Here is a 24,588-nt window from a genome sequence, read left to right on the forward strand (position 1 = left end):
ACACTTTGTTCTACATTGGGATGGCGGCTTGGTCAAACAGTCTGTATGTGGGATGGGCAGTCGCCGCGTTGATCCTGTTATGAAATCGGGACGGGCCACGTCACACCGCTCATCAACGGATTATCGGTGCTTTGCCCATTTATTGGGCAGAAGGCATTTTTTCGAAGCAACTTGGTGGGCAAACTCTGGTGGCCGTGCTGCAAGGGTGGCTAACGTGGTGCTGATTTTATCGCGGAGCCTGCCATCACCCTGCTGACTGATATTGCCGAGAAAACCAACACCGCCGTGCAACCGCGCGCGCGTGGTGTTGCGCGTTTGGCAACCAAGATCGGTCCGCGTGGTTCTGTGATCCGTGATCTGCATCAGGCGGGATCGGCCAAGCTGGTGTTTCCGCGCAGTGGTGACGACGGGCTGCATGCGGTTCTGGTCAACACGGCGGGCGGCATTACAGGGGGCGATCAGTTTAATCTGACGTTCGAAGCCAGCGCAGACACAAAGTTGACCGTTACAACCCAAGCCGCCGAAAGAGCCTACGGTGCGCAAGCCACTGAAACGGGGCATTTAACGACAACATTAACGGTAGGTGCGCAAGCGCGCCTCAACTGGTTGCCGCAAGAAACGATCTTATTTGATCGCAGCCGATATCGCCGCACTTTGCGGGCTGATCTTGCGGCTGACGCCCGGCTCTTGTTTGTCGAACCCGTGGTGTTCGGGCGTGCGGCGATGGGCGAAGCCTTGCACGATGTCCAATTCAGTGACCGCGTTGAAATCTACCGCGACGGTGTCCCGCTGTTTTGTGATGCAATGACGTTGTCCGGCGATGTGGTCGCCCAATTGGCCAAATCTGCGGCGGCGAATGGTGCTTTGGCGATGGCATCGATTATCTACATTGCACCGGATGCTGCGGCCCATCTTGAACCCGTGCGCGCCGCACTGCCTGACACTGCCGGTGCCAGCCTGATTGGCGATGATGTGCTTCATATTCGCTGCCTCGCAGTCGATAGTTTTTTGCTGCGCGCCGTTCTTATCCCCGTGCTCGAAACCCTCAGCGCGGCTTCCCTTCCCAAGGCTTGGATGATCTGACATGCAACTGACCCCCCGTGAAAAAGACAAACTCCTGATTTCGATGGCCGCCGAAGTGGCCCGTAAACGGCTGGCACGCGGGGTGAAACTAAACCACCCCGAAGCCATCGCGCTGATCACGGATGCCGTTGTGGAAGGCGCGCGCGATGGTCGCTCCGTCGCCGATATGATGGAGGCCGGCGCGCAGGTCATCACACGTGATCAATGCATGGATGGCATTGCCGAAATGATCCACGATGTGCAGGTCGAGGCGACCTTTCCGGACGGCACAAAACTTGTCACCGTTCATAACCCCATTCGTTAAGGAGCCGCCATGATCCCCGGAGAAATCATAACCGCACCCGGCACCGTGACCCTGAATGCGTACGTCGAGGCCGTTACAATTATTGTTGCGAACACGGGCGATAGACCTGTGCAAATCGGATCGCACTACCACTTCGCTGAGGCCAACAGCGCGCTTGATTTTGATCGTGATGCCGTGCGCGGTATGCGGTTGGATATTGCTGCGGGAACCGCTGTGCGGTTCGAACCGGGCCAGCGGCGCGAAGTGAACCTGATCCCTTATGGTGGCGCGCGCCGTGTGTTCGGCTTCAACCAAGCCGTGATGGGAGAATTGTAAGTGACTGCAACGGTTGATCTTTATCACCAATACGACGCCAGCCCTGATGCGGTCTGGGACGTGGCAACAGATTTTGCCGCCTTTGCCGATGTGATGGATGGCATTGTGACCTTCACAGGTATGCCGACCGAGGGGCGCTGCGAAACAGGACAGGTGTTTGACGTTCAGGTCCGCTTGTTCGGGAAACTACCACCGCAAGATTATCACATGGAGGTTGAGTTCTGCGATGATACCGCCCGTGTTTTCCAAAGCCGTGAACGCGGGGCAGGGATTAAACGCTGGGACCATCGATTGACGGTTCAGCCCCATGGCAATGGCGCGCAACTACACGATCATATCGAAATAGATGCGGGGGTCCTGACCCCGCTTTATCGCCTGTGGGCGAAATTTGTTTACTCCAAACGACACAAACCGCGCCTCGCCCTTCTGGGCCTGAGCGACGCCACCTAAGCGAGGGTTTCATGGCTACCAAAATCTCACGCAGCGACTATGCCGCCATGTTCGGCCCGACCACGGGCGATAAGGTGCGCCTTGCCGACACTGACCTGATTATCGAGGTCGAACGCGATCTGACGACCTACGGCGAAGAAGTAAAATTCGGTGGTGGTAAGGTCATCCGCGACGGCATGGGGCAATCCCAAGCCACGCGTGCGCAAGGTGCGGTGGATACCGTCATCACCAACGCGCTGATCGTTGATCACACGGGCATCTATAAGGCCGATGTGGGCCTGAAGGACGGGCTGATCCACAAGATCGGCAAAGCCGGCAACCCCGATACGCAAAGCGGCGTTGATATCATCATTGGTCCGGGCACCGAGGCCATCGCCGGCGAGGGGCGCATCCTGACAGCAGGTGGCATGGACAGCCACATCCATTTCATTTGCCCACAACAGATGGAGGACTCCCTCCATTCTGGCGTCACCACCTGTTTTGGTGGTGGTACTGGCCCCGCGCACGGCACCTTGGCGACGACCTGCACACCGGGGCCATGGCATATTGGGCGAATGCTGCAATCGTTTGACGGTATTCCAATGAACATCGGTTTGTCGGGCAAGGGCAATGCGTCCCAACCAGCCGCCTTGGTTGAAATGGTGAACGCGGGGGCGTGTAGCCTGAAATTGCACGAGGATTGGGGCACCACACCGGGCGCCATCGATTGCTGCCTGTCCGTGGCCGATGATATGGACGTGCAGGTGATGATCCACACGGATACGCTGAACGAAAGTGGCTTTGTCGAAAATACCGTTGCCGCGATCAAAGGGCGCACGATCCACGCGTTCCACACCGAAGGCGCGGGGGGTGGTCACGCACCCGACATCATCAAGATCTGTGGCGATGCCAATGTCTTGCCCAGTTCGACGAACCCGACGCGGCCGTTCACGGTCAACACTCTCGAAGAACATCTGGATATGTTGATGGTGTGTCACCACCTCGACAAATCGATCCCAGAAGACGTGGCGTTCGCTGAATCCCGCATCCGCCGCGAAACCATCGCCGCCGAAGACATCCTGCACGACATGGGCGCGTTTTCGATCATCGCGTCAGATTCCCAAGCGATGGGCCGCATCGGAGAGGTCCTGATCCGCACATGGCAGACCGCTGACAAGATGAAAAAACAACGCGGACGGCTCGCTGAAGAAACCGGCGAGAACGATAACTTTCGCGTGCGGCGCTATATTGCGAAATACACGATCAATCCGGCGATTGCGCACGGCATCAGCCAGCACATCGGATCAATCGAAGAAGGCAAACGTGCCGATCTGGTGCTTTGGGACACCGCGTTCTTTGGCGTAAAACCCGAAATGGTGTTGATGGCCGGCACGATTGTTGTGGCGCAAATGGGGGATCCGAATGCATCTATCCCGACGCCCCAACCTGTTTACACGCGACCTATGTTTGGCGCGCTGGGTGGGGCATTGGCGCAGACCTCGGTCAGTTTTGTATCCGGGGCCGCACAGGATGCGGGATTGCGCGCAACCCTTGGCCTTGCCAAGAAGACAATCGCCGTCAGCAACACACGAAACATTTCCAAGGCAGACCTGATCCTTAACAATGCGCTCCCTTCTGTTGACGTGAATCCAGAAACCTATGAGGTCCGCGCAGACGGTGAATTGCTAACCTGCCAACCCGCGGAAACCCTGCCCATGGCGCAGCGGTACTTCATGTTCTGATGGTGGATTATTCCTGTCATAACATTCGGCGTGCGGGCCATTGGTCGGGCAATTTTGATTTGTGCGTGCTGACCTATGATGAACGGTTTTTGCGCCGCAAAGTGATCAAAACAGCCCACGGCGAAACGCTGTTGGTTGATCTGGAACACACCACATCTGTCGAAAACGGCGATGCGTTTGAACTGACCGATGGGCGGGTGATTGAATGTATTGCGGCAGACGAAGACCTTTATAAAATCACGGGCGATCTGGTGCGTTTGGTCTGGCATATCGGTAACCGCCACACGCCTTGCCAGATGGCACCGGATCACGTTTTGATCCAACGCAACCACGTCATGAAAGGCATGCTGGAAAAGCTTGGCGCGGGCATCGAAGAGGTTCATTGGCCCTTCACCCCCGAGGGCGGCGCCTATGGGCACGGGCGGACACATGGCCATGCGCACTGATCCGGTTCTGACCCTCGCGCAGTGGTTTTCACCCAGTTTCCCCATCGGTGCGTTTGCCTATTCCCACGGTCTGGAACAAGCGATTGCAGACGGGCGGATCGTAGATGCGGCAACATTGTCTGACTGGATCGAAACTGTCCTGCGCCAAGGATCGGGTCACAACGATGCGGTGTTTCTTGCGGCGGCATACCACGGTGATGCGGTGCAGATTGACGCCTACGCCCGTGCCTTTATGGCCTCAAAAGAGCGCGTCATGGAGGCCGATTTGCAAGGGGATGCGTTTTGCAAAATCACCACGTCCCTGACCGGCTATGACCTGCGTGGGTTAACCTATCCTGTGGCCGTCGGGCGTGCTGCATGTTTGGCTGACCTACCACTCCACCTGACGATTTCTATGTATTTACAGGCGCTTGTCAGCAGTCTTGTATCCGTCGGCGTTCGTTTAATCCCGATCGGGCAAACAGAAGGGCACCAGATAATTGCGACGTTCGCCCCTTTGTGTTCACAGATTGCCGAAATCGCAAAGGCGGGTGATCTGGCGACCCTGACCAGCACAGCATTCCTCAGCGATATTGCGGCCATGCGCCATGAAACCCTAACAACACGAGTCTTTCGCACATGAGCAATAACGGACCCCTTCGCATTGGCATCGGCGGCCCTGTGGGCGCGGGCAAAACGACCCTGACAGCTGAACTGGCAAAGCTATGGTCACAAACCATGTCTGTTGGTGTCATTACTAATGATATCTACACCCAAGAAGACGCAGAAGCGTTGGTGCGGATGCAAGTTTTACCGTCAGATCGCATTATCGGTGTTGAAACAGGCGGCTGCCCACACACTGCCATTCGCGAAGATGCGTCTATCAATCTCGCGGCCGTCGCAGAAATGCAAAGCCGCCATCCTGATCTGGACGTTGTTTTGATTGAATCCGGCGGCGACAACCTTTCGGCGACATTTTCGCCAGAGCTGGCCGACATAACCCTTTATGTGATCGACGTGGCCGCAGGCGAGGAAATACCGCGCAAAGGCGGCCCCGCGATCACCAAGTCCGATGTGCTGGTGATCAACAAAACTGATCTTGCCCCGCATGTTGGTGCAGACCTTTCGGTCATGGATCGTGACGCCACAAAAATGCGCGCGGGCCGCCCTTTTGTTTTTTGTTCACTGCGAAACGGGGAAGGCACGGCCGAGGTCGCGGCCCTTGCCGGTCAGATCGGCGGTCTATAGGCGGCATTCCGCCCCAAAACGTGCCGTGTGACCGGGTGCCGGACTGTTGTCGTCGGGTCAGGTGGACACAACCCTTGCGTTCTAAAGTGACTCCCTCAAGGATCGACGTATTCTTGTGACTACTCACTTGATCCTGGAAATGACGACCTGTTGCTTGGATGCCGGGTCGTCCAACATTGGGAGTAAATACATGACATATAGAACAAAACTTCTTACCTCGGCAGCCGCTTTGCTGATTGCGACTGGCGGTATGGTGATGGCTGACGCCCATGCAACACACCCTGAAACAGGCGTAACTTTGGCGACAGATCAGTCGTTCACCTACTCGATTCTTGATGATTTTCCGTCAATTGACCCGTCTTTGGTCGAAGACGTTGAGGGCGCATCCGTGGCCCGTGACCTGTTCGAAGGCCTGATGATCGAAAACGCATCTGGCGAAGTCGAACCGGGCGTTGCGACTGGGTATGAAGTGTCCGATGACGGGCTGACCTATACGTTCACGCTGCGCGATAATGCCAAGTGGTCCAACGGTGATCCGGTTGTTGCCGCTGATTTCGTTTACGGGCTTCAACGTGCTGCAAACCCCGAAACCGCGTCTGAATATTCATGGTATATTGAAGTCATGGGCGTTGCGAATGCGGCCGCTGTCATTGCTGGCGATATGCCTGTCGATGCGCTGGGCATTTCAGCGCCGGATGATATGACTGTCGTGTACACGATAGATGCGCCGCGTCCCTATTTTCCACAAATGACGACCTTCCCAACGACGTTCCCGTTGCATGCAGCCACGATCGAAGAACACGGTTCCGAGTGGACGAAACCTGAAAACATCGTGTCCAATGGCGCCTATGTGCTGACCGAATATGTTCCTCAAGAAAAGCTCGTGCGGGCACGTAACGCGATGTATTGGGACAACGACAGTACCATCATGGAAGAAGTCACAGCGCTGATCATCAATGACAGCAACGCGGCGCTGACGCGCTACCTTGCGGGTGAAATCGACTTTGTGATGGATGTTCCGGCGGGCCAGTTCCCGCGCCTGAACGCAGAATACCCCGGCGAAGCGTTGAGCTTTCCGAACTCGTGTTCCTATTACTACCAATTCAACCAATCCGACAGCGGCCCTGAGGCGCTGAAAGACGCGAACGTGCGTCGCGCGCTTAGCCTTGCGGTCAACCGCGATGTGATCGTAGCCAATGTCATGGCGGGTGGCCAAAAGGCGGCTTGGACATTTACGCACTGGGCGATCAGCGGCTGGGAACAGCCCGAAATTGAAGCAGCCTCCATGACCCAGGCAGAACGCAACGCTATGGCGGTTGAGCTGATGACAGAGGCAGGCTACGGGCCGGACAACCCGCTGAGCCTTGAAATCATGTACAACACATCCGACAGCCACCAATCCGTGGCCGTGGCAATCGGCCAGATGTGGAAGCAGACGTTAGGCGTCGAATCCACGCTGGCCAACCAAGAATGGGCAACCTTCCTGAACACCCGAGGTGAGCAGAACTACGAAGTGGCGCGTTCGGCTTGGTGTGCGGATTACAATGAACCATCCACCTATACCGACCTGATGACGACACAGTCGCCATATAACGATGGCCGTTTCTCTGACGCAGAGATTGATGCGCTGTTGCAAGGGGCCAAGACGGCTGACGACCCAATGCCGCTTTATCAACAGGCGGAGCAGATCGCATCTGACAACGCCTATTTCCTCCCCATTTATCACTACGCGTCTGTGCGGATGAAAGCGCCAAATCTTGAAAATTGGCCGACAGAAAACCTGTTGCAGAACTGGTATTCAAAAGACCTCTACATCAGCGCGTCCGAGTAACCGCACGCGACGTAAACCCTGCGCCATGTCCGTGTGGCGCAGGGCCTTTATTAGGACAATCTGATGTATACCTTTATTGCAAAACGCTTGGCGGTCGCCGTGCCGACCTTGCTCATCCTTATTATTTTCTCGTTCGTTTTGATGTTCGCCGCCCCGGGTGGCCCTTTCACGAACGAACGCCCGCTTCCTGCGGCGGTGATGGACAACATCAATGCGCGCTACGGGCTTGATCAACCTTATTGGAAACAGATGTATGACTACGTCTACAACGTGGTCTTTAGGTTCGATTTTGGCCCGTCGTTTCAATACCGTGACCGCACGGTCAACGATGTGATCGCCCAAGGGTTTCCAGTAACGCTGACCTATGGGGCGTGGTCTGCACTGGTCGCCTTGGTGGTGGGGGTGTCGCTGGGCATTGTTGCTGCGCTGCGCCAGAACACATGGCTCGACTACCTTGCCGTTGGCATCACCATCGGCGCGCAGGCTTTGCCGAATTTTGTGATGGCGCCTGTGCTTGTCTTGATCTTCACCCTGTGGCTCGGATGGTTGCCGGGGGGCGGTTGGAATGGCGGTCAATGGAATCACGTCATCCTGCCCGTTATCGCGCTGTCGACGTCCTATATGGCGTCAATTGCCCGCATCATGCGGTCTTCCATGCTTGAGGTGATGAATTCCAATTTCATTCGCACGGCACTGGCCAAGGGACTGCCCATGCGCCGTGTTGTGATGCGCCATGCGCTGAAACCCGCGTTGTTGCCCGTGATATCCTACCTTGGGCCAGCGGTCGTAGGAATGATCACCGGTTCGGTTGTGATCGACGTTGCGTTTTCAACGGGCGGTATCGGACAGTTCTTTGTGAACTCAGCCTTCAACCGTGACTACGCTGTCATCATGGGCATCACTATTCTGGTCGGTGCGCTGACCATTCTCTTCAATCTTCTGGTCGACGTTCTCTACGCATGGGTCGACCCGAAGATCAGATACTAGGGGGCTGCCATGATTTCACAATCTGATGCCAAACTGCTGAACGACACGGCTGCGCTGGCCGACGTGCGTGGCCGATCCCTTTGGGAAGACGCGCGCCGCAGGTTTTTTCGCAACAAGGCCGCAGTTGCGGGTTTGTTTGTGCTGATCGCTATTACATTATTTGCGGTGTTCGGCAGCTACTTCGCCAAATACGAAGCGGATTTCGTCGATTTTTCCCTCATGGGGGCGAACGCGTATCAGGGGGTTCCGTCCTTCTCCTCCGGTCACTATTTCGGCACCGACATCGACGGGCGCGATCTGTTTGCGCGCACCGTGCAAGGCACAGGAATTTCGTTGCTGGTTGGCATCGTGGGTTCGCTGGTCGCCGTGATTGTTGGTACGCTGTACGGGGCGACCGCCGGCTATGTCGGGGGGCGCACGGACGGGACCATGATGCGCATTGTCGATATCTTGATGTCGATCCCGTTCATGTTCGTGCTGATCCTGATGTTGGTCATTTTCGGGCGGTCTATTCTGATGCTGTTTATCGGTATCGGCCTGATTTCGTGGTTGGATATGTCACGCATTGCGCGGGGCCAAACGCTGACCATCAAGAACAAGGAATTCGTTGAGGCCGCGGTGGCGACCGGCGTGTCGCCATTCACCATCGTTCTGCGTCACATCATTCCTAATCTGCTTGGGATTGTCATTGTTTACGCAACCCTTCTGGTGCCTCAAATGATCATCTTTGAAAGCTTCATCAGCTACCTTGGCCTAGGCGTTCAGGAACCCAACACATCCCTTGGTGCACTGATCAATGCTGGCGCAAACCAGATGTCAAACGGCACGCTTTGGATGTTGCTTTACCCGCTCGCTTTTTTCCTCGTGACGCTGTTTGCGTTCTTTTTTGTGGGGGACGGGCTGCGCGATTCGCTTGATCCAAAGGACCGATAATGCTGCTGGATGTATCTGATCTTACGGTGACGTTTCGCACCAATGATGGCCCTGTGAACGCAGTAAATGGCATGTCGTTCAGTGTGGACGAAAAGGAAACGCTGGCGATCGTTGGCGAAAGCGGGTCAGGCAAAAGCCAGACGGCGTTTGCGATCATGGGACTGTTGGCCAAGAACGGGGCCTCAACCGGGAAAGTGGCCTTTGATGGCACTGACATGCTGGGGCTTTCGCCCAAACAGCTCAACAAGATGCGCGCGCAGCAGATTGCCATGATTTTTCAGGATCCGATGACGTCGCTGAATCCCTACCTACGGGTGTCGGATCAAATGGCCGAGGTGTTGCAACTGCACAAAGGCATGTCCAAAAGGGCCGCCGTGGCCGAGGCGGCGCATATGTTGGACGCCGTACGTATTCCCGACGCCAAGGCGCGTATCACCATGTATCCGCACGAATTTTCCGGCGGTATGCGCCAGCGGATCATGATAGCCATGGCGCTGCTCTGCCGCCCGCGTCTTTTGATTGCGGACGAACCGACCACCGCGCTTGATGTCACTGTTCAGGCGCAAATTATGGAACTTCTGGCCGCTATCCGCGATGAATTCGGCACAGCTATGATCCTGATCACCCACGACCTTGGTATTGTCGCGGGATCGTGTGACAAAACCTTGGTCATGTACGGCGGCCAGATTATGGAACAGGGCGACACCGAAGGCCTGTTCGAACACCCCAGCCACCCCTACACCAAAGGTTTGTTGCGCGCCGTTCCACGCATTGACCGCGATGATGATGAATTACTGACCATCGCAGGTGAGCCGCCCGATATGTCAAACCTGCCCAAAGGGTGCCCGTTCATGCCGCGGTGCGACATCGTAAAAGATCAATGCGCTGTCGTGAAACCGGCATTGCAATTTGACGGGGGTCGCAAACGCGCCTGCCACGCTGACCGTGCGGAGGTGGCCAATGTCTGACCCCATCCTGTCCGTGCGCGACCTGTCTGTTGTCTTTGATGTGAAACTACAAAACGCATGGCCGTGGACGCCCCCGTTGAAATTACACGCGGTGTCAAAGCTCAGTTTTGATTTGCAACCGGGCGAAACGCTGGGCCTTGTCGGGGAATCTGGATCTGGCAAATCCACGCTGGCCCGCGCGATCATCGGGACCATTCCAGTGACGTCCGGCGATATCCTGTATAAGGGCCAAAGCCTGATGAAAATGGGTGCGCAAGAACGCCGCAAACACCGCCGCGACGTTCAAATGGTGTTTCAAGATCCTCTCGCCGCGCTGAACCCGCGCATGACGGTGGGCGATATCATCGCCGAACCACTGGTGACCCATGAACCACACACCCCGCGCAAACAGGTGAAAGCCCGCGTTGGGGAATTGATGGAACGGGTCGGGTTGCTGCCCAACCTGATCAACCGTTACCCGCATGAATTTTCCGGTGGCCAGTGTCAGCGTATCGGCATTGCCCGCGCCTTGATCCTGAAACCAAAATTGATGATCTGCGATGAACCTGTTTCTGCGCTGGACGTGTCGGTGCAGGCCCAAGTGGTGAACCTGCTGAAAGACATCCAAAAGGACATGGGGCTGTCGATGATTTTCATCGCGCATGATCTGTCGGTGGTCAAACATATCTCTGACCGGATCGTCGTGATGTATTTGGGCCGCCCAATGGAAATTGGCCCAGCCAAGGCCGTTACCGCCATGCCAACCCATCCCTACACCCAAGCGCTGATTGCGTCTGTACCAATCCCTGATCCCAAGGCCGAACGCGCCCGCACGCGCCCCGTTCTGGATGGGGATTTGCCAAGCCCGTTGGCCCCGCCGTCAGGTTGTGTGTTCCGTACGCGCTGCCCAAAAGTACAAGACGTGTGCGCGGGCAACCGTCCGGCAATGGAAATCAGCGCGTCCGAACAGATGGCCGCCTGTCCGTTTCATGGCTAGTAGTCGCGCTCAAAGAAAATACCGACGCTGGTTTCACCGTCTGACGCCACCGACCCACGGGCGGTAAAGTTGCGATCAATATCAATGTTAAGGTTGATTTCTGACGTGCCGCTCGTGCCGACGGTAATGTCGGTGTAGACCCTGTCTGAAATGTACTTGCCCGCGCGCACGGCGGCATTTCCGTCGTCATCCGTTACAAAATCCAGATCATCCAGATCAAGGCCTTCGCGCAGCCGGTTCACCACCCCACCATCGCCGGACCCCGCAAGCGTCGCGACAGCGGACGCCAATTGAACGGCCTGCAAGGGGCTGATGGATGACAGATCGCGCCCGAACAAAAGCTGCGCAAGGACCTCGTCTTGTGGCAATTCGGGTGAGGATTCAAAACGGACTTCAATATCATCGGCAGGGCCTTCGACAATGATGCTGACAACCGTCCCAGTGCGGGTTTCGGATGTTGCGACAAGGCGCAAGAACGGAATGAAATCACCCTGAAGCTGGGCATATCCTTCGTCCAGATCAAAGCGTTGTCCAAGAATGCTCAGGCGGCCGCGCACAAGGTCAAATCGCCCGATCGGGACAATGTCGTTTGTGGTTCCCGTCAGGCGCAGTTGCCCGCCAAGTTCAGCATCAAGGCCGCGGCCACGTACGAAAATACGCGACGGTGCGCGCACATTTAAATCAATCGGGTAGGCGGGCCCCGCGGCCGCTGCTTCACCCGATGCACTTGGTGATATACCCACGTCTGCCCGTGCAAGTGTTTCAGCCACACGGGTCGGAATGCCAAGATGGGTGACGGCAGGCAGGCTGCCCAAAGCGCTGACGCCCGTAGATGGCACCTGCACTTCGACGTCCCGCAGATCAATGTTTCCAGTGATGGACGCCCCACCCGCAAGAGGACCGGACACGACGACCTGCCCCCGTGCCGCCGCGCGATACAACGTAGGATCGCGCAGCACGATATCGTTGATCGCCACAGTCAGATCACCGCGAAAGGGCGGATTTAAATCCACGGGCCCCGACAGGGTCAGATTGCCACCTGCCGTACTGGCCGCCGCGACATCAATCCGTGCGGTACCACCTGCCATTGTGATGGTGCCGCTTATATCCTCAAGCGATTGTTGAAGTGTCGGCGCGGACAAACGCGCATCGCTGATACGGATCGGTCCCCGTATCGAGTTCAGTGCCGGTGGCCCTTGAACGGATAAATCGAAGTTTGCCAGCCCGCGCACCTGGCGCGGCGCGATGTAAAGATTTGCAAGCGCAAGGGGAACAGAGCCTGTGACCGACATGTCCAGTTCCCCCGAATTGGACACGCGGCCTGTGGCGCGCGCGACGGTCTGAACAGGGCCGTTAGCCTCGCCCGAGACCTGCCAACCCGCGGCGTCCTGACGTGCTGAAACATCTGCAACCAACGGCCCCGAAAAATCAGAAACGAGGAGCGCCACATCGCGCAAACGCACCGACAGGTTTGCGGTTGTGTCATTGCCGGATGTTGCCACCGCGCCGGATGCCGTCAGATTTGGAAACACGACATCCAGTGCATCAAGGCGCAGGCGGCCTGCTTGCGAAAGGCTGACGTTGGCGCTCATGCGGCCCAGACCTGCCAGAATACGATTGATCGCAACGCCCCCTGCCTGCAAATCGCGGGTGCGGGCTGTGACATCGGCATCCATCACACCGGTTGTCGTCGTGAACGTGCCGTCCAGATCGACCGACACGCCACCGCCAATCTGCTGCCCGACCAAATCGCTGTAGGCGCGCAATTCATCGATGTTGATCGCGCCGTCCCCGCGCAAAACGTATCCGCCCTCCAGCGGGGATGCGACACCCTGCACGGTTGCTGTGGCATTCGGAGCGCTGAGCTCGGTGGTGAGCGTTACGTTGCCTTGCGGGTCGGTTTCGACATCAGCATTCAGAATAGCGGGGCCAGACAATGACGGCGCCAGAATGTTGAGGTTATTGAGCTCTGCGTTGAATGTGGCCTGCGCGGTTTGGCCGACGATTTGTCCGCTGCCTTCTGCGATCACTGCACCGCTGGCAAGCCGCACCCGCCGAAGCCGTGTTCCCGTTGTATCGCGATCAACGCGCAGGGACACCACGGCGTCGCCCGCCAAAACAGGATCAATCTGAGCGATGCCAAGCGCGAGGTCAGTTGTGCGGGCGGCCAAGAAGACATCAAAAATACCATCGAACGGCTGTAGCTCTCCGCGCATCCGCACAAGGCCCGATCCCGTCAGATCAAGCCCCGTCAACGCAGCAAACCGCGTGAAGTCCTCTGCATCAATGGTCAGTTCGGCGGTGGTTTGAAAACGGCCATCAGGCCCTTGAATAACCGCATTGCCCTGGGCCATCAGGCCAGCACCATTGAGCGTAAAGTCGCGAACGATAAAAGGTTCTTCTTCGACGCGCCCGAACCCGATTGTCCCTTCGATGTTGCGCCCGATGGCCTGTGACAGCGCCGGATCATCCAACCCCAAACCCCGTGCGGCGTAATTCAGATCAGCGGAAAAGCGGCCCTGCGACCCGCCAGCGCCGGGAACGATGATACCGCCCCCCGAAATTGCGACGGCGTCCATCGACAGACCGTCGCGGCCAAGCGATGTTACGTCAAATGCCCCTGTCCACGCATCCCCGTCCGCCGCATCATATTGGACATTCAGTGACATCCCGCTGACTTCGGTCGGGGTGCCGCCGATGGGCAGCAGCACACGGTTTGCGCCACCGGATCCAAGCTGCCCGCGCAGATCAATCGCCTCGGGCCAGCCTTGTGCGTCAAACGCGGCAGACCCGCGCAACACCAATTGATCAGCGCCAACGATCAGGTTGGACAAACGCAGCCCACCGAGACCAAAAGACGTGCCTTCTACCTTGAGGACAGTGTTTTCACCAAAAAACGTATCATATTGTGACGCCAGCATGGGGCGCAGATCACCCGTTAGATCAAGCGCGAAAGCCTGATCGATGGTGCCCGATGGCCGCGACAACCGAACGGTGCCTGTGATCCGATCAATGTCATCCGTTGCCAACGCGATATCACCCATGAAATCGTCCAGTGGTGCGTCGCCAGACACCTCTAACCGCACGGCGGGACGATCTGGCAGGTTCAGAAGACGCGCGGCGATTCCATTTTGGCCTTCTTCGGCCAACAGGAACAACGCCAGTTGCCGCGACACTTCTGTGTAGGACGCATCAATGTCGAACCGTCCCTGTTTCTGATCCGTCCGTTCAAGAAGGATATTGGTGTTCGCCGCCCCGTCGATCAGCGAAACCGCCCCTTCAAATCGCGCTGTGATCGGTTCACCCAGCAAGGCCTCGGTCAACACGATTTCATCCGCTGAGACATCCTTGATTTCAACGGAGACCGGCAGTTCTGGCAGAGTGAATGGCGTCGCCTCGGCGCTGGGCAGGGCCGGATCGTTGGCGGGCGTTGGCAGGCGGATCAGTTCAATCCTGTCAGCCGTCAGGGCATCAACCTCGACGCGGCCTGACAACAGCGCGGATCGGTTCCATTGGATGGTAAGCCCATCCAGTTGCAACCAGATGCCGTCACTGTCGGCAATTGTAATGGCATCCGCCGTGGCCTCTGAACTCAGCGCGCCCTGAAAATTGATCAGACGAACGACCATATCCTCATTCGAGATCGAATCCTCGATCAAGCCGGTGATAAAATCGCGGTCGTCTTCTGTTGATTGGGCAACAGCCGTCCCAGCCCAGATCACGCAAAGAATGGTGAAAAACCAGCGCATCAGAATGCCTGACCAATGCCGATGTAAACCTCGAGCGATTGACCAGCGTCATCGCCGCTCACGGGGGTCGCAAGGTCAAGGCGGATCGGCCCGATGCCTGTGTTGTAGCGCACACCGATGCCGGCACCGGAATGCCATTCGCCGTCAGAAAACGGCACGCTGTCAGATCCGACAAAACCGGCATCATAGAAACCAACGACGCCGAATGTATCGTTGATGTCCACGCGCGCCTCTAGTTGGGTGGCAAAGAACGCCGTGCCGCCAATTTCATTGCCACCGCCCAAATCCACGGCCAGCGATTGATAGGCTTGTCCGCGAACGGTTCCGCCGCCGCCGGAAAAGAACAAGTAGCTCGACGGAACCTCAGACGCATCCGCCCCGATAACCGACCCTATTTGCCCGCGCGCCGCCAACGTCACGCGGTCGTCCTCACCAAAGCTGCGATAGACACGGGCGTCACCGACGACCCGCGCACCACTGCCTGTATCGCTAAGCCCGACAAATGGTGCGATGGAAAGGTTAGCGTAGTACCCACTGGTTGCATCGAACGCATCGTCACGCCGATCAATTGTGCCCGCAATGGGTAGGCTGAACAGGCTGTACGTCCGCGTTCCGAGCGCGTCCGTCGCCTCACCTGTTGCAAAGCCAACGCCGTATTCAAGGATCACATCGTCGCGCAGGCGCCGGATGATGCCAACCTCAACACTGACATCGCGTTCAAAGAAAGACGGTTCATCAAGCTGCGAAATCGTGGCTTCGGTATAAAAATCGACGTCCTGTCGAAAGGTTGCGGGGCGCAAAAACGACACGCCGAGGGTGTAGTCAATTCCGCCTGTGCCGCCCGACAGGCCTGTTACTTCGCCTTCAACGCGCAACCGCTCTGCGCCACCCAAAAGATTGCGGTGCATCCAAAAGCCCGACAACGTCAGGCCGGACACGGATGAAAATTCAGCGCCAATGCCGACGCGGCGGGGCGTTTGTTCAACCACCGACAAGGTAACTGGCAGTGTGTCACCGTCTGCCGCATCGCCCTCAATCACAGTGGCAGACGTGAACGCCCCAGTGCGTCGCAAATTGTCCTCGGCGCGATCAATCATTGCGGGGTCAAATTGGCCACTGGGAATTCCCGCGATGGCGAGAACACGGTTCGTGCGCACGGCTTCATTGCCCTCAACGGACACTGTGCCGAATTTCAGCTCAGGGCCCGGATCGATAATCACGGACACATCCAGCGCTTCGTCGGGATGACGCGCGGTGATGGATTGACCAGCAGGTGCGGCCAAGGGGCGGCCTTCGTTGCGCCATGCATCCACCGCAGCAGCACTTGCATCCCCAACCACACCAGAGCGCGCCGTTTGCCCTGTCGCAAATGCCTCGGGCAGGGCCGTGCCACGGGCCAACGGTTCGATTTCGGCGCGCCCAAAGGTGAACCTTGGGCCCGGTGTGACCGATAGAACGACAGAATTGACCGACCCGCGCGGCACCAATGGGTCCAGGCGCGATGCTTCTACGCCGTCCACCAATATTGAAATCGTACCGCCGTAAAAGCCCTCGGAATATAGCCCCGTCAGCAAGCGACTGTAATCTGCACGTGCGGCGGCAACGTAGTCTTGCGGCGCATCTGCCCCGTCTTCGGCCAAAGATAATGTAAGTGATGCTGCCGTCAGGGCCGTGCGTAAACTTTCGGAGGCATCAGGCGCGTTCAACTGCACGTTTTGTGCCGTCAACCCGAGCGGAAAAATCAATGCGCTCAGCGCCAGTGCCGTTCCCAATCTGCGCATGTCACTCGTACCTGATTTGTGTTTCGCCCACTCTATCGCAGTGACGGCGCGGGCGAAACGCGAAAGGGGCCATCAGCGCTCTGTTGCCGATCACTTTTTCGCACACCGACGCTGGCGTTTTCGCACGCAGACGGGCAGGGTGCCGCTATGACATATTTGATCGATAATTTGCAGTACGCCAACTGGTCTGAAACCATCTTTCGCCAGATGCGCGCTGGTGGCGTGGACGCCGTCCATGTGACGATCACCTATCACGAAAACTTTCGCGAAATGGTGCTTGAACTTGAGGCGTGGAACCGCCGGTTCGAACAGTTCCCGGACTTGATCATGCGGGGGACAACGGCTGCGGATGTTGAAACGGCACGCGCCACGGGGCGCACCGCGATTTTCTTTGGGTTTCAGAACCCTAGCCCAATCGAAGACGACATCGGATTGATTGAAATCGTGCATCAACTTGGCGTGCGGTTCATGCAATTGACCTATAACAACCAATCCTTGCTTGCGACGGGGTGTTATGAGGACGACGACACCGGCCTGACGCGATTTGGCAAGCAGGCGGTCGCTGAAATGAACCGCGTGGGGCTGGTTGTCGATATGAGCCATTCGGGCGATCGATCCACGCTCGAGGCCATAGATGCGTCAGCGCGGCCCATCGCGATCACCCATGCCAACCCAAGTTGGTGGCATCCGGCACGGCGCAATTTCGGGCATGATGTGCTGTCAGCACTGGCCGCGCGGGGCGGGATGATGGGTTTTTCGGTGTATCCGCACCATCTGAAGGACGGCACTCAGTGCACATTGGCAGATTTCTGCGAAATGGTGGCAGAGGCAGCATCGCGGTACGGCGCAGAGAACCTCGGGATTGGGACAGACCTGTGCCAAGATCAACCCGACAGTGTCGTCGAATGGATGCGCGTTGGGCGTTGGTCAAAGGCCATTGATTACGGCGAAGGGTCCGCCGATGCGCCGGGTTTTCCTGACATGCCAAGCTGGTTCAATGACAACCGCGATTTTGGTAATATTCGTGAAGGATTGTCTGCCGTGGGTTTGTCCGCAACCGAAGTCGACGGGATTATGGGCGACAACTGGCACCGCTTTTATTCGGAAAATTTTGGACCTGTTTAAACGTAACCCAAAGGCGTGGCTGCGCCACCCGCGATATTTTAGCGGGCACCTGTTTGAACCGTCGGTTTTGGGCCCTTGTTTGGTGGTTTTATACTTTGCGGGTGTGATGGTCTCTGGCAAGGTGGCACCATGTTGGATGATCAATCAGCTCCGGCAATGATGCCCCTGCGCGCGCCGTCAGACGTGATGCGATTGCGGCGCATGGGGGCGTCGTTTCCCACGCGTTTGTCGTTCTTGCGCGTGTTGCTTCGCAGATTGGCGGGCGAAAATTCGCAGGTCACGCGGCCTGTTTGGAACATGTGTGAAAACGGATTTGGGCATGCGGTCTATTCGATCACCTTGGGGGGGCATGTTTATTCCCTTGTCGCGGTGTCGACAGATTTGCCCCCTGATCAACGCACAGACCGAGTGATCGCGACCGCCTGGGACAGTGCCTATGTTCTTTACGACGGGGTGCCCGATACGCAAGAAATTGCACGAATTGTGGCCACCGCACCCCACCAGGAAGCATCGCGATACACAGAGAGTGATCTTGTTCTCAGCCGTGCCAACAAATCCGTGCGCTTGTTTGCACATGCCGTGGATGCGCTGCGGGCGGGCCGCCAACCGGACGCCGATCTGGTGCAGCAAACCGGATATCTGATGCGCACCACGGCGGTCTACGGTAACGGAAAGTTCGGGATCGCGGATCGTGATGTTTTTGCAGATCGCCCTGGCCTCGGCGGGCCGTTTATGGCTGAAATGCTGACCGTTTGGTTGATCCGCGGATTTACCCACGACCTTGTTGAACACGTCGGCCAAGCACTCCTTGATCCGCACCTCAAACGCCACCTTGGAATTGGAAATTCGACGGGTCTGGGAATGGCCCCGTTTCTGGTGTCCCACCCTTTGTTGCTGAACGCGTGGATCACGGCCCGCGAAACGGCCCTTGCGCGGGTACGGGCGGTCGAGTTTCTAAGGGTGGATCAGATCGAACACCTGTACAATCTGATGTCGCGCGCGGCGCAACATATCGCGGAATGGAATGTGCCGGATAAAATCGGGCAAGGCCGGATCGACCAGATCCGGCAAGAATGGCCCGGGCTTACCGCGATCATGACCCCTGAATTAATGTCAGGTGGCTATCCGTTGGATCAGCTTTGGTCGGCTGCAGAAACCTGCGGGATTGATACGCAAGAATGCCTTGCGGCCTTGATGATCGAACCCTTTGGCGCACTTGTTGATGATCTGGCTGACGCAATGGCGACAGATCAAACCGCTACCCTGAACCCCGCCATGACATGCGTGGAGCTTGGGGACGCTTTGGCGCGGGATTGGGCATGGGCGTTGTGTGACTACGCCGATCCCAAGGCCTGCCATCAATTTTGGTATGTGTCCGAAGCCAAGGCCGAACCGCGCCTTGGGTTGCGCCATGCCGAACCGGGTGCGGAGCTTGAAAGCCCCCTTGATATCGCCCGCCGCGTTGCAGATTTGGCGGCGGATTTGCCAAAAACCGGCACCGTTGCGGCATTTCTTGCAGCCAACCCGCATCACCGCGCAGCCGTGCGCCGTGTTCAATCCCTGATCGCAGCGCCATATTCCGAAATTCGGGACAACTTGATTGGTCAGGACTGTCTGCCGATTGATATGCTGCGGTGTAAGCTTTCGTTCTTCGGGGCGGCGAAGTTTGACCCCAAATCAGACCGCTGGACGCGCATCACCCTGTGTCAGGGTGCGCCGTTGCGTGATGAATTGGACAATGCAGATGATTGGTGGCTGCCCACCTTTGCGGCATGAACGATCCCAAAACCATGTCATCAAACGAGGTTGAAACCCTTGTCTTCAAAGCTGCCCGCGGCGGTGGTTTGCCGCTCGGCTATGCCGAGGATTTGGCCACCGCAACGCAGTACTTGGATCTCGAAAGCCTTACGCGTTGCCCGTGTTCGGGTGCGCGGCCAGATGCAATTGCAATCCAGACGGCACTCGATTTCGTCATGGCTGGTGACGCCCCCCAAACCGTAGGGGCCGACGCAGGTTTGATCCAAGCTTACGTCGCCGCTGCGCAAAGATGTTGGCAAAAACGGCTGATCTGGAATGCCACTGCAACGGGCGCGGTTTTTGAGAAATTCGAAGACAGTTCGCCGGACATGAGCATGAAACAAGGCCGCCGCAGCGTGCAGCCGGACCTCGCGAAACACCTTTCCGAAATGGCTGCAAAACTCCTCGTGCCGGAAACTGATGCGTCCCGTGCGGCGGGGGCAGGGGCGGGGCTTACCGATAACGATTAGGCAAACGGATCGGTCGGATACCCGACATGTGCCAAATACAAACCTTGCGGCGGGCACACGGGCCCACACGCTGCACGGTCCCTGGCCTCAAGCGCTGTTGTCACGTCGTCGGGTGACCATGCGCCTGCGCCGACCCGTTCTAACGTGCCGACAAAACTGCGCACTTGGTTGTGCAGAAAGGATCGCGCGCGGACGTGAAACCGGAATTCTTGCGCGCCATCGGCCCGATCAACGGTCTCAACGCGCAGTTCATCCAATGTCCGCAACGGGCTATCAGCCTGACAGATGGATGATCGGAATGTCGTGAAATCATGCCGCCCTAACAATCTGTCCGCGCCTGCCTGCATCGCATCACCGTCCAGCATCTGGCTGATTTGCCATACTTTTCCAGCCTCAAGAACCAGAGGCGCACGGCGTACCACCAATCGAAACAGATAGCGGCGTTCAAGCGCTGAAAACCGCGCGTGCCAGTCGTCAGCGACTTGCGCACAGGCCACCACCGCCACCGGTGCAGGTTTAAGGTGAAAATTCAACGCCTCAGACAGGCGGAACGGATTCCACGTTTTGTCCATGTCGCAATGGGCCACTTGCCCCAAACCGTGCACACCGGCGTCGGTGCGCCCTGCGGCAGCAATAGAATGGTCGCGCCGTTCAAGTTTTGCTAAAGCGGCCTCAATCGCGGCTTGCACGGACGGTACGTCTTTCTGGCGCTGCCAGCCGCTGAACGGTTTACCGTCGTATTCAATTTTGAGGGCATAGCGGGGCATATCAGCGGCTTAGGCGGCTGGATCGGCAAAATCAATCCCTACACATCACCGCGTCGCGTCCCTATCTTGATGGAATATAAGAATGAAAGGTATTGGGCCGTGGTGATCACAACCCTTGCAGACGGGATCACGCGCGGGGTCGAAGCCGTCACAGATACGATTACCGCGCCGTTTTCTGATCCTGTGATCCGGCTCGGTGTGACGGGGCTCAGCCGTGCGGGCAAGACGGTGTTCATCACGTCGCTTGTTGCCAACCTGCTGGACCGTGGTCGCATGCCGCAATTTCGCGCCGCCGCGTCGGGCGCAATCCAGACTGCGTATCTGCAACCCCAACCCGATGACACCGTCCCGCGTTTCGCGTTTGAAGACCACCTTGGCGCGCTGACGGACAAATCGCCCCATTGGCCCCAAGGCACACAGCGCATTTCAGAACTCCGCCTGTCGCTCAAGGTGCAACCGTCCGGCCTGTTGGGATCGTTTCAAGGCCCGCGCACAGTACATGTGGATATTGTCGATTATCCGGGTGAATGGTTGTTGGATTTGTCGCTGCTTGATACCGACTTTGCGACATGGTCGGCGCAAGTTCTGGCACGTATGGATGCCCGCCCGAAGGCGGCTGAGTTTGCGCAGGCCTTGGCCGAATGTGATCCGTCTGCCGAATTTGAAGAACCACAAGCCCAAGCCTTGGCTGCCGCGTTTACCATCCATCTCAACGCCGCCCGCGAGGCCGGATTTTCCGACTGCACGCCAGGGCGGTTCCTGTTGCCCGGTGATCTGGAAGGATCGCCCGTGCTGTCCTTTTCGCCTTTGCCGCTTGTGGATCGGCCCGCCCGCAAATCGCTATGGCGCGAATTTGAACGCCGCTTTGAAAGCTATAAACGCAATGTCGTGCGCCCGTTCTTTCGCGACCATTTTTCAAAGATCGATCGCCAGATTGTGCTGGTCGATGTCCTTGGCGCGATCCATTCGGGACCGCGCGCGGTTGAGGACATGCGCCGTGCCATGGCCGATATTCTTGGGGCATTCCGCCCCGGTCGCAACGCATTCCTAAGCCGTCTGTTCCAAGGGCGACGTATCGATAAAGTGTTGTTTGCGGCCACGAAGGCGGACCATTTGCATCATGAACAACACCCGCAACTGACAGCGATCACACAAAGTCTGCTGCGCGATGCCAAAGACCGCGCAGAATTTTCTGGTGCTACAACGCAGGCCATGTCGATAGCCGCGTTGCGCACGACGGTCGAAGACACACGTAATCACAATGGCGCGGCTTTGGGCGTTGTGCGGGGGCAGCTTTTGGGCACAGATAAACAGGCCGCGTTCTATCCCGGTGCACTGCCAACTGACCCAGCGCATTTGTTGGGGCCCGCGCGGACTGGTGCGGAGAACTGGCTGGATGCAGATTACGAAATCATGAGCTTTGCGCCCGCACCGTTAACGCTGAAACCCGGCGACGGACCGCCGCACATACGGCTTGATAAAGTCGCGCAGTTTTTGTTGGGGGACAAGTTATGACCAAGCCACCCAAAACCGGCCCTGTGATGTTTGATCTTGACGGCGCTGATGATCTGACGCCCGCAAACGCGCCCCCTGTGCCAGAACTTGGCCCTGTGCCCACACCTGCGGCAATGCAACGGGTCGCGACCCTTGCGGCGGCGCGCCCCAACCGGCTGGCCCGCTGGTTCTGGGGGCTTTTGGTGTCGCTTGTCAGCTTTTTCGTTGGTGTGGCGGCGTGGGATTTCGTAATGGGCCTGCTTGAACGCGCCCCGATCCTTGGCTGGGTCGCCGTTGGTCTGACGGGGCTGTTTTGCGCGGTTTTGATGTTGATCACTCTGCGAGAACTCGCCGCGTTTGGCCGTTTGCGCCGTGTTGATCGCATCCAGTCTGGCGCCGCGGATGCCTTGGCGGACGGAAATCTTAGGGCCGCGCGCGCCGTCACCTCCCAAATCAGCGCACTTTATCGCAACCGCGATGATACCAGCTGGGGACGTCGCGAATTTAGCGACCGCCAAGGTGACGTTCTTGATGCCGATGCTTTGCTAGGACTGGCAGAAACCACAATGCTCACCCCGCTAGACGCCCGCGCACGGCTCGAGGTTGAGGCCGCAGCCCGTCAGGTCGCCACTGTGACGGCCATCGTGCCACTGGCCCTTGCGGATGTGTTTACGGCGTTGACCGCGAACATGCGGATGATCCGCCGCATAGCTGAAATTTACGGTGGGCGGTCTGGCACTCTCGGGTCTTGGCGGCTGACGCGGCAGGTTTTGTCGCATCTTGTGGCGACGGGCGCGGTTGCTGTGGGCGATGATCTGATCGGGTCGGTTGCGGGTGGTGGGGTGCTGTCCAAAGTATCGCGCCGCTTTGGCGAAGGCATCATCAACGGTGCACTCACCGCGCGCGTTGGTGTTGCCGCAATGGAGGTTTGCCGCCCGCTGCCTTTCACCGTTGAAAGCAAACCGTCCGTCACATCGCTTGTCAAACGAAGCCTGACAGGGTTGTTCGGCGGGCTGGGGGGCAAATCCTCGCAGGGCTGATCAAAGCGTCGGTGGCGTCCGATAGGCTTACGTCTGATCCGCCAGATACGTGACCAGAATGTCCAATGCGGCCTGCAGATCGGTTTTGTGGATCATCTCAGTCACCGTGTGAATATAGCGCGTGCCGACAACGATCCCGACGGCCCGCGCACCCGCGGCCGCCAGAATCGTGCGGTTAACGCGGCGGCTTGGTTGGTTTCGGCCAAGGGTTTGGTGCTGGTCTAGGCTTTGGACTCTCAGTTATCGGCCCCGGTCGCCTGTCGATTGGGTCTGGTGGGCGTGCCATCAACTACTGCTCGGTTTTGGTGGCTGCGGCGACGGAATTGGTCGCGGCGCATCATTTATGTCTTTTTCTATGGGTTCTGGGCGTCGGGCCATTTGGTAGGTTACTCACTTACTTGGCTTAGGTTTTTCCGTCTCGGATGGCATCTCAGCATCTCCACGACGAATTGGTTGGGGTCTCTTTACCATAACTATATCCTCAAAAAAAAGAGAGAGATTCGATGTCACAAAATCGTAGCAGATTGATTAAGGAAGCATATCGTTTGTCAGAGCTTTCGCTTCATTGGCAATTTACTGCGGCTATCGCCGCTGATCAGAGAGCCATGAGGCTTGCTGGAATGTATGTTGCTGTTGCCGCTTTATTATTGGCCGTCCCGAATGAAGGGGACACAAAAGGAATGTTTTTTCTGGCTGCTGCTGGTTTGGCTTGTGCCGCGTGCTTGGCGGTAATGTCCGCTCTTCCTCAACTATTCCACGCACCTGGTGGCTCATCTTCTATCTTGGAGGAAGATATTGAAGAAGATAAATCTGAGGATGAGATATTAATCGAATTGTCGAAATACAATGATCAACACATCAAACTAAATGGAAAGAAACGAAAGTCATCGAACTATCGGATGAAGTGTTCATTCGTGATGGCAGGCTTCAGTTTATTTGTTATGTTGATAGGCCAAGTTGTGGATGTTGGAGATGGCGGATGGGATTCTGCATTTCGGGCTGTATTAACTCAGCTCGCTTCTACGCCTTATCGGTAGATTAAATTTCGTAGATGTTATGCCGATGTAATTAACGGGACATTCATCGTTGTGCTTACTTGTCGATTAGCCCCCCGACTTAGGCAT

General features: G+C 57.3%; 22 protein-coding genes and 1 pseudogene. 19 read left to right on the plus strand and 4 right to left on the minus strand.

Annotation, left to right across the window (positions count from 1 at the left end):
* Positions 1-285 precede the first annotated feature (285 nt).
* From L0664_RS15025 to L0664_RS15085, 13 genes are all read left to right on the plus strand, one after another.
* Positions 286-1,083: an urease accessory protein UreD gene (locus L0664_RS15025; RefSeq protein ID WP_235226714.1), complete on the plus strand. Its 798-nt coding sequence runs from the start codon at positions 286-288 to the stop codon at positions 1,081-1,083.
* A 1-nt stretch (position 1,084) separates the two neighbouring features.
* Positions 1,085-1,387: an urease subunit gamma gene (locus tag L0664_RS15030; RefSeq protein ID WP_235226715.1), complete on the plus strand. Its 303-nt coding sequence runs from the start codon at positions 1,085-1,087 to the stop codon at positions 1,385-1,387.
* Positions 1,388-1,396: 9 nt separating this feature from the next.
* A complete protein-coding gene (locus L0664_RS15035) occupies positions 1,397-1,702 on the plus strand; it encodes an urease subunit beta (RefSeq protein ID WP_235226716.1) in 306 nt (101 codons plus the stop codon).
* Entirely contained in the window at positions 1,703-2,152 is a 450-nt protein-coding gene (locus tag L0664_RS15040; protein ID WP_235226717.1) for an SRPBCC family protein, read from the plus strand.
* An 11-nt stretch (positions 2,153-2,163) separates the two neighbouring features.
* Positions 2,164-3,873 carry an urease subunit alpha gene (ureC, locus tag L0664_RS15045; RefSeq protein WP_235226718.1) on the plus strand — a complete coding sequence of 570 codons (1,710 nt, stop codon included), beginning with the start codon at positions 2,164-2,166 and terminating at the stop codon, positions 3,871-3,873.
* A complete protein-coding gene (locus L0664_RS15050) occupies positions 3,873-4,319 on the plus strand; it encodes an urease accessory protein UreE (RefSeq protein ID WP_235226719.1) in 447 nt (148 codons plus the stop codon). The genes ureC and L0664_RS15050 overlap by 1 nt, the downstream gene beginning before the upstream one ends.
* The gene (locus tag L0664_RS15055; RefSeq protein ID WP_336247111.1) at positions 4,303-4,941 is read left to right on the plus strand and encodes an urease accessory protein UreF; all 639 of its coding nucleotides are present in this window, start codon (positions 4,303-4,305) and stop codon (positions 4,939-4,941) included. Before L0664_RS15050 ends, L0664_RS15055 begins: the two co-directional genes overlap by 17 nt.
* Entirely contained in the window at positions 4,938-5,546 is a 609-nt protein-coding gene (ureG, locus tag L0664_RS15060) for an urease accessory protein UreG (protein ID WP_235226720.1), read from the plus strand. Before L0664_RS15055 ends, ureG begins: the two co-directional genes overlap by 4 nt.
* 190 nt (positions 5,547-5,736) lie before the next feature.
* Positions 5,737-7,377, plus strand: a complete 1,641-nt coding sequence (locus tag L0664_RS15065; RefSeq protein ID WP_235226721.1) for a peptide ABC transporter substrate-binding protein — start codon at positions 5,737-5,739, stop codon at positions 7,375-7,377.
* A 63-nt stretch (positions 7,378-7,440) separates the two neighbouring features.
* Positions 7,441-8,364 (plus strand): oligopeptide ABC transporter permease OppB, encoded by a 924-nt coding sequence (oppB, locus tag L0664_RS15070; RefSeq protein ID WP_235226722.1) that lies wholly within the window; start codon positions 7,441-7,443, stop codon positions 8,362-8,364.
* A 9-nt stretch (positions 8,365-8,373) separates the two neighbouring features.
* Entirely contained in the window at positions 8,374-9,297 is a 924-nt protein-coding gene (locus L0664_RS15075) for an ABC transporter permease subunit (RefSeq protein WP_235226723.1), read from the plus strand.
* Positions 9,297-10,265, plus strand: a complete 969-nt coding sequence (locus L0664_RS15080; protein WP_235226724.1) for an oligopeptide/dipeptide ABC transporter ATP-binding protein — start codon at positions 9,297-9,299, stop codon at positions 10,263-10,265. Before L0664_RS15075 ends, L0664_RS15080 begins: the two co-directional genes overlap by 1 nt.
* On the plus strand, positions 10,258-11,241 hold the full coding sequence (locus tag L0664_RS15085) for an oligopeptide/dipeptide ABC transporter ATP-binding protein (RefSeq protein WP_235226725.1): 984 nt from the start codon (positions 10,258-10,260) through the stop codon (positions 11,239-11,241). Before L0664_RS15080 ends, L0664_RS15085 begins: the two co-directional genes overlap by 8 nt.
* On the opposite strand, the gene L0664_RS15090 is transcribed toward L0664_RS15085, so the two are convergent.
* Both L0664_RS15090 and L0664_RS15095 read right to left on the minus strand, forming a co-directional pair.
* Positions 11,238-14,990 carry a translocation/assembly module TamB domain-containing protein gene (locus L0664_RS15090; protein WP_235226726.1) on the minus strand — a complete coding sequence of 1,251 codons (3,753 nt, stop codon included), beginning with the start codon at positions 14,988-14,990 and terminating at the stop codon, positions 11,238-11,240. The two genes, L0664_RS15085 and L0664_RS15090, sit on opposite strands and share 4 nt — an antisense overlap.
* Positions 14,990-16,771, minus strand: a complete 1,782-nt coding sequence (locus L0664_RS15095) for an autotransporter assembly complex protein TamA (RefSeq protein WP_235226727.1) — start codon at positions 16,769-16,771, stop codon at positions 14,990-14,992. Before L0664_RS15095 ends, L0664_RS15090 begins: the two co-directional genes overlap by 1 nt.
* Before the next feature lie 147 nt (positions 16,772-16,918).
* Here L0664_RS15095 and L0664_RS15100 point away from each other — a divergent pair, with 147 nt between their 5' ends.
* The 3 genes from L0664_RS15100 (at position 16,919) to L0664_RS15110 (ending at position 20,163) form a co-directional block, all read left to right on the plus strand.
* Positions 16,919-17,896, plus strand: coding sequence for a membrane dipeptidase (locus L0664_RS15100; protein WP_235226728.1), 978 nt, complete (start codon positions 16,919-16,921; stop codon positions 17,894-17,896).
* A 129-nt stretch (positions 17,897-18,025) separates the two neighbouring features.
* Entirely contained in the window at positions 18,026-19,672 is a 1,647-nt protein-coding gene (locus L0664_RS15105; RefSeq protein ID WP_235226729.1) for a hypothetical protein, read from the plus strand.
* On the plus strand, positions 19,669-20,163 hold the full coding sequence (locus L0664_RS15110; protein WP_235226730.1) for a DUF3726 domain-containing protein: 495 nt from the start codon (positions 19,669-19,671) through the stop codon (positions 20,161-20,163). The genes L0664_RS15105 and L0664_RS15110 overlap by 4 nt, the downstream gene beginning before the upstream one ends.
* On the opposite strand, the gene truA is transcribed toward L0664_RS15110, so the two are convergent.
* Positions 20,160-20,930 carry a tRNA pseudouridine(38-40) synthase TruA gene (gene truA / locus L0664_RS15115; protein WP_235226731.1) on the minus strand — a complete coding sequence of 257 codons (771 nt, stop codon included), beginning with the start codon at positions 20,928-20,930 and terminating at the stop codon, positions 20,160-20,162. The two genes, L0664_RS15110 and truA, sit on opposite strands and share 4 nt — an antisense overlap.
* Before the next feature lie 99 nt (positions 20,931-21,029).
* Here truA and L0664_RS15120 point away from each other — a divergent pair, with 99 nt between their 5' ends.
* Together L0664_RS15120 and L0664_RS15125 are read left to right on the plus strand one after the other, a co-directional pair.
* Positions 21,030-22,445, plus strand: a complete 1,416-nt coding sequence (locus L0664_RS15120) for a YcjX family GTP-binding protein (RefSeq protein ID WP_235226732.1) — start codon at positions 21,030-21,032, stop codon at positions 22,443-22,445.
* Complete coding sequence (locus L0664_RS15125) at positions 22,442-23,464, plus strand: YcjF family protein (RefSeq protein WP_235226733.1); 1,023 nt, start codon at positions 22,442-22,444, stop codon at positions 23,462-23,464. Before L0664_RS15120 ends, L0664_RS15125 begins: the two co-directional genes overlap by 4 nt.
* Positions 23,465-23,491: 27 nt before the next feature.
* On the opposite strand, the pseudogene L0664_RS15130 reads toward L0664_RS15125, so the two are convergent.
* Positions 23,492-23,626, minus strand: a pseudogene (locus L0664_RS15130) (M42 family peptidase); the annotation flags it as partial.
* A 362-nt stretch (positions 23,627-23,988) separates the two neighbouring features.
* On the opposite strand from L0664_RS15130, the gene L0664_RS15135 reads away from it, so the two are divergent.
* On the plus strand, positions 23,989-24,501 hold the full coding sequence (locus L0664_RS15135) for a hypothetical protein (protein ID WP_235226734.1): 513 nt from the start codon (positions 23,989-23,991) through the stop codon (positions 24,499-24,501).
* Positions 24,502-24,588: the final 87 nt, after the last annotated feature.

It is taken from the genome of Octadecabacter dasysiphoniae (genome assembly GCF_021532615.1).
GTDB classification, from domain to species: Bacteria; Pseudomonadota; Alphaproteobacteria; order Rhodobacterales; family Rhodobacteraceae; genus Octadecabacter; species Octadecabacter dasysiphoniae.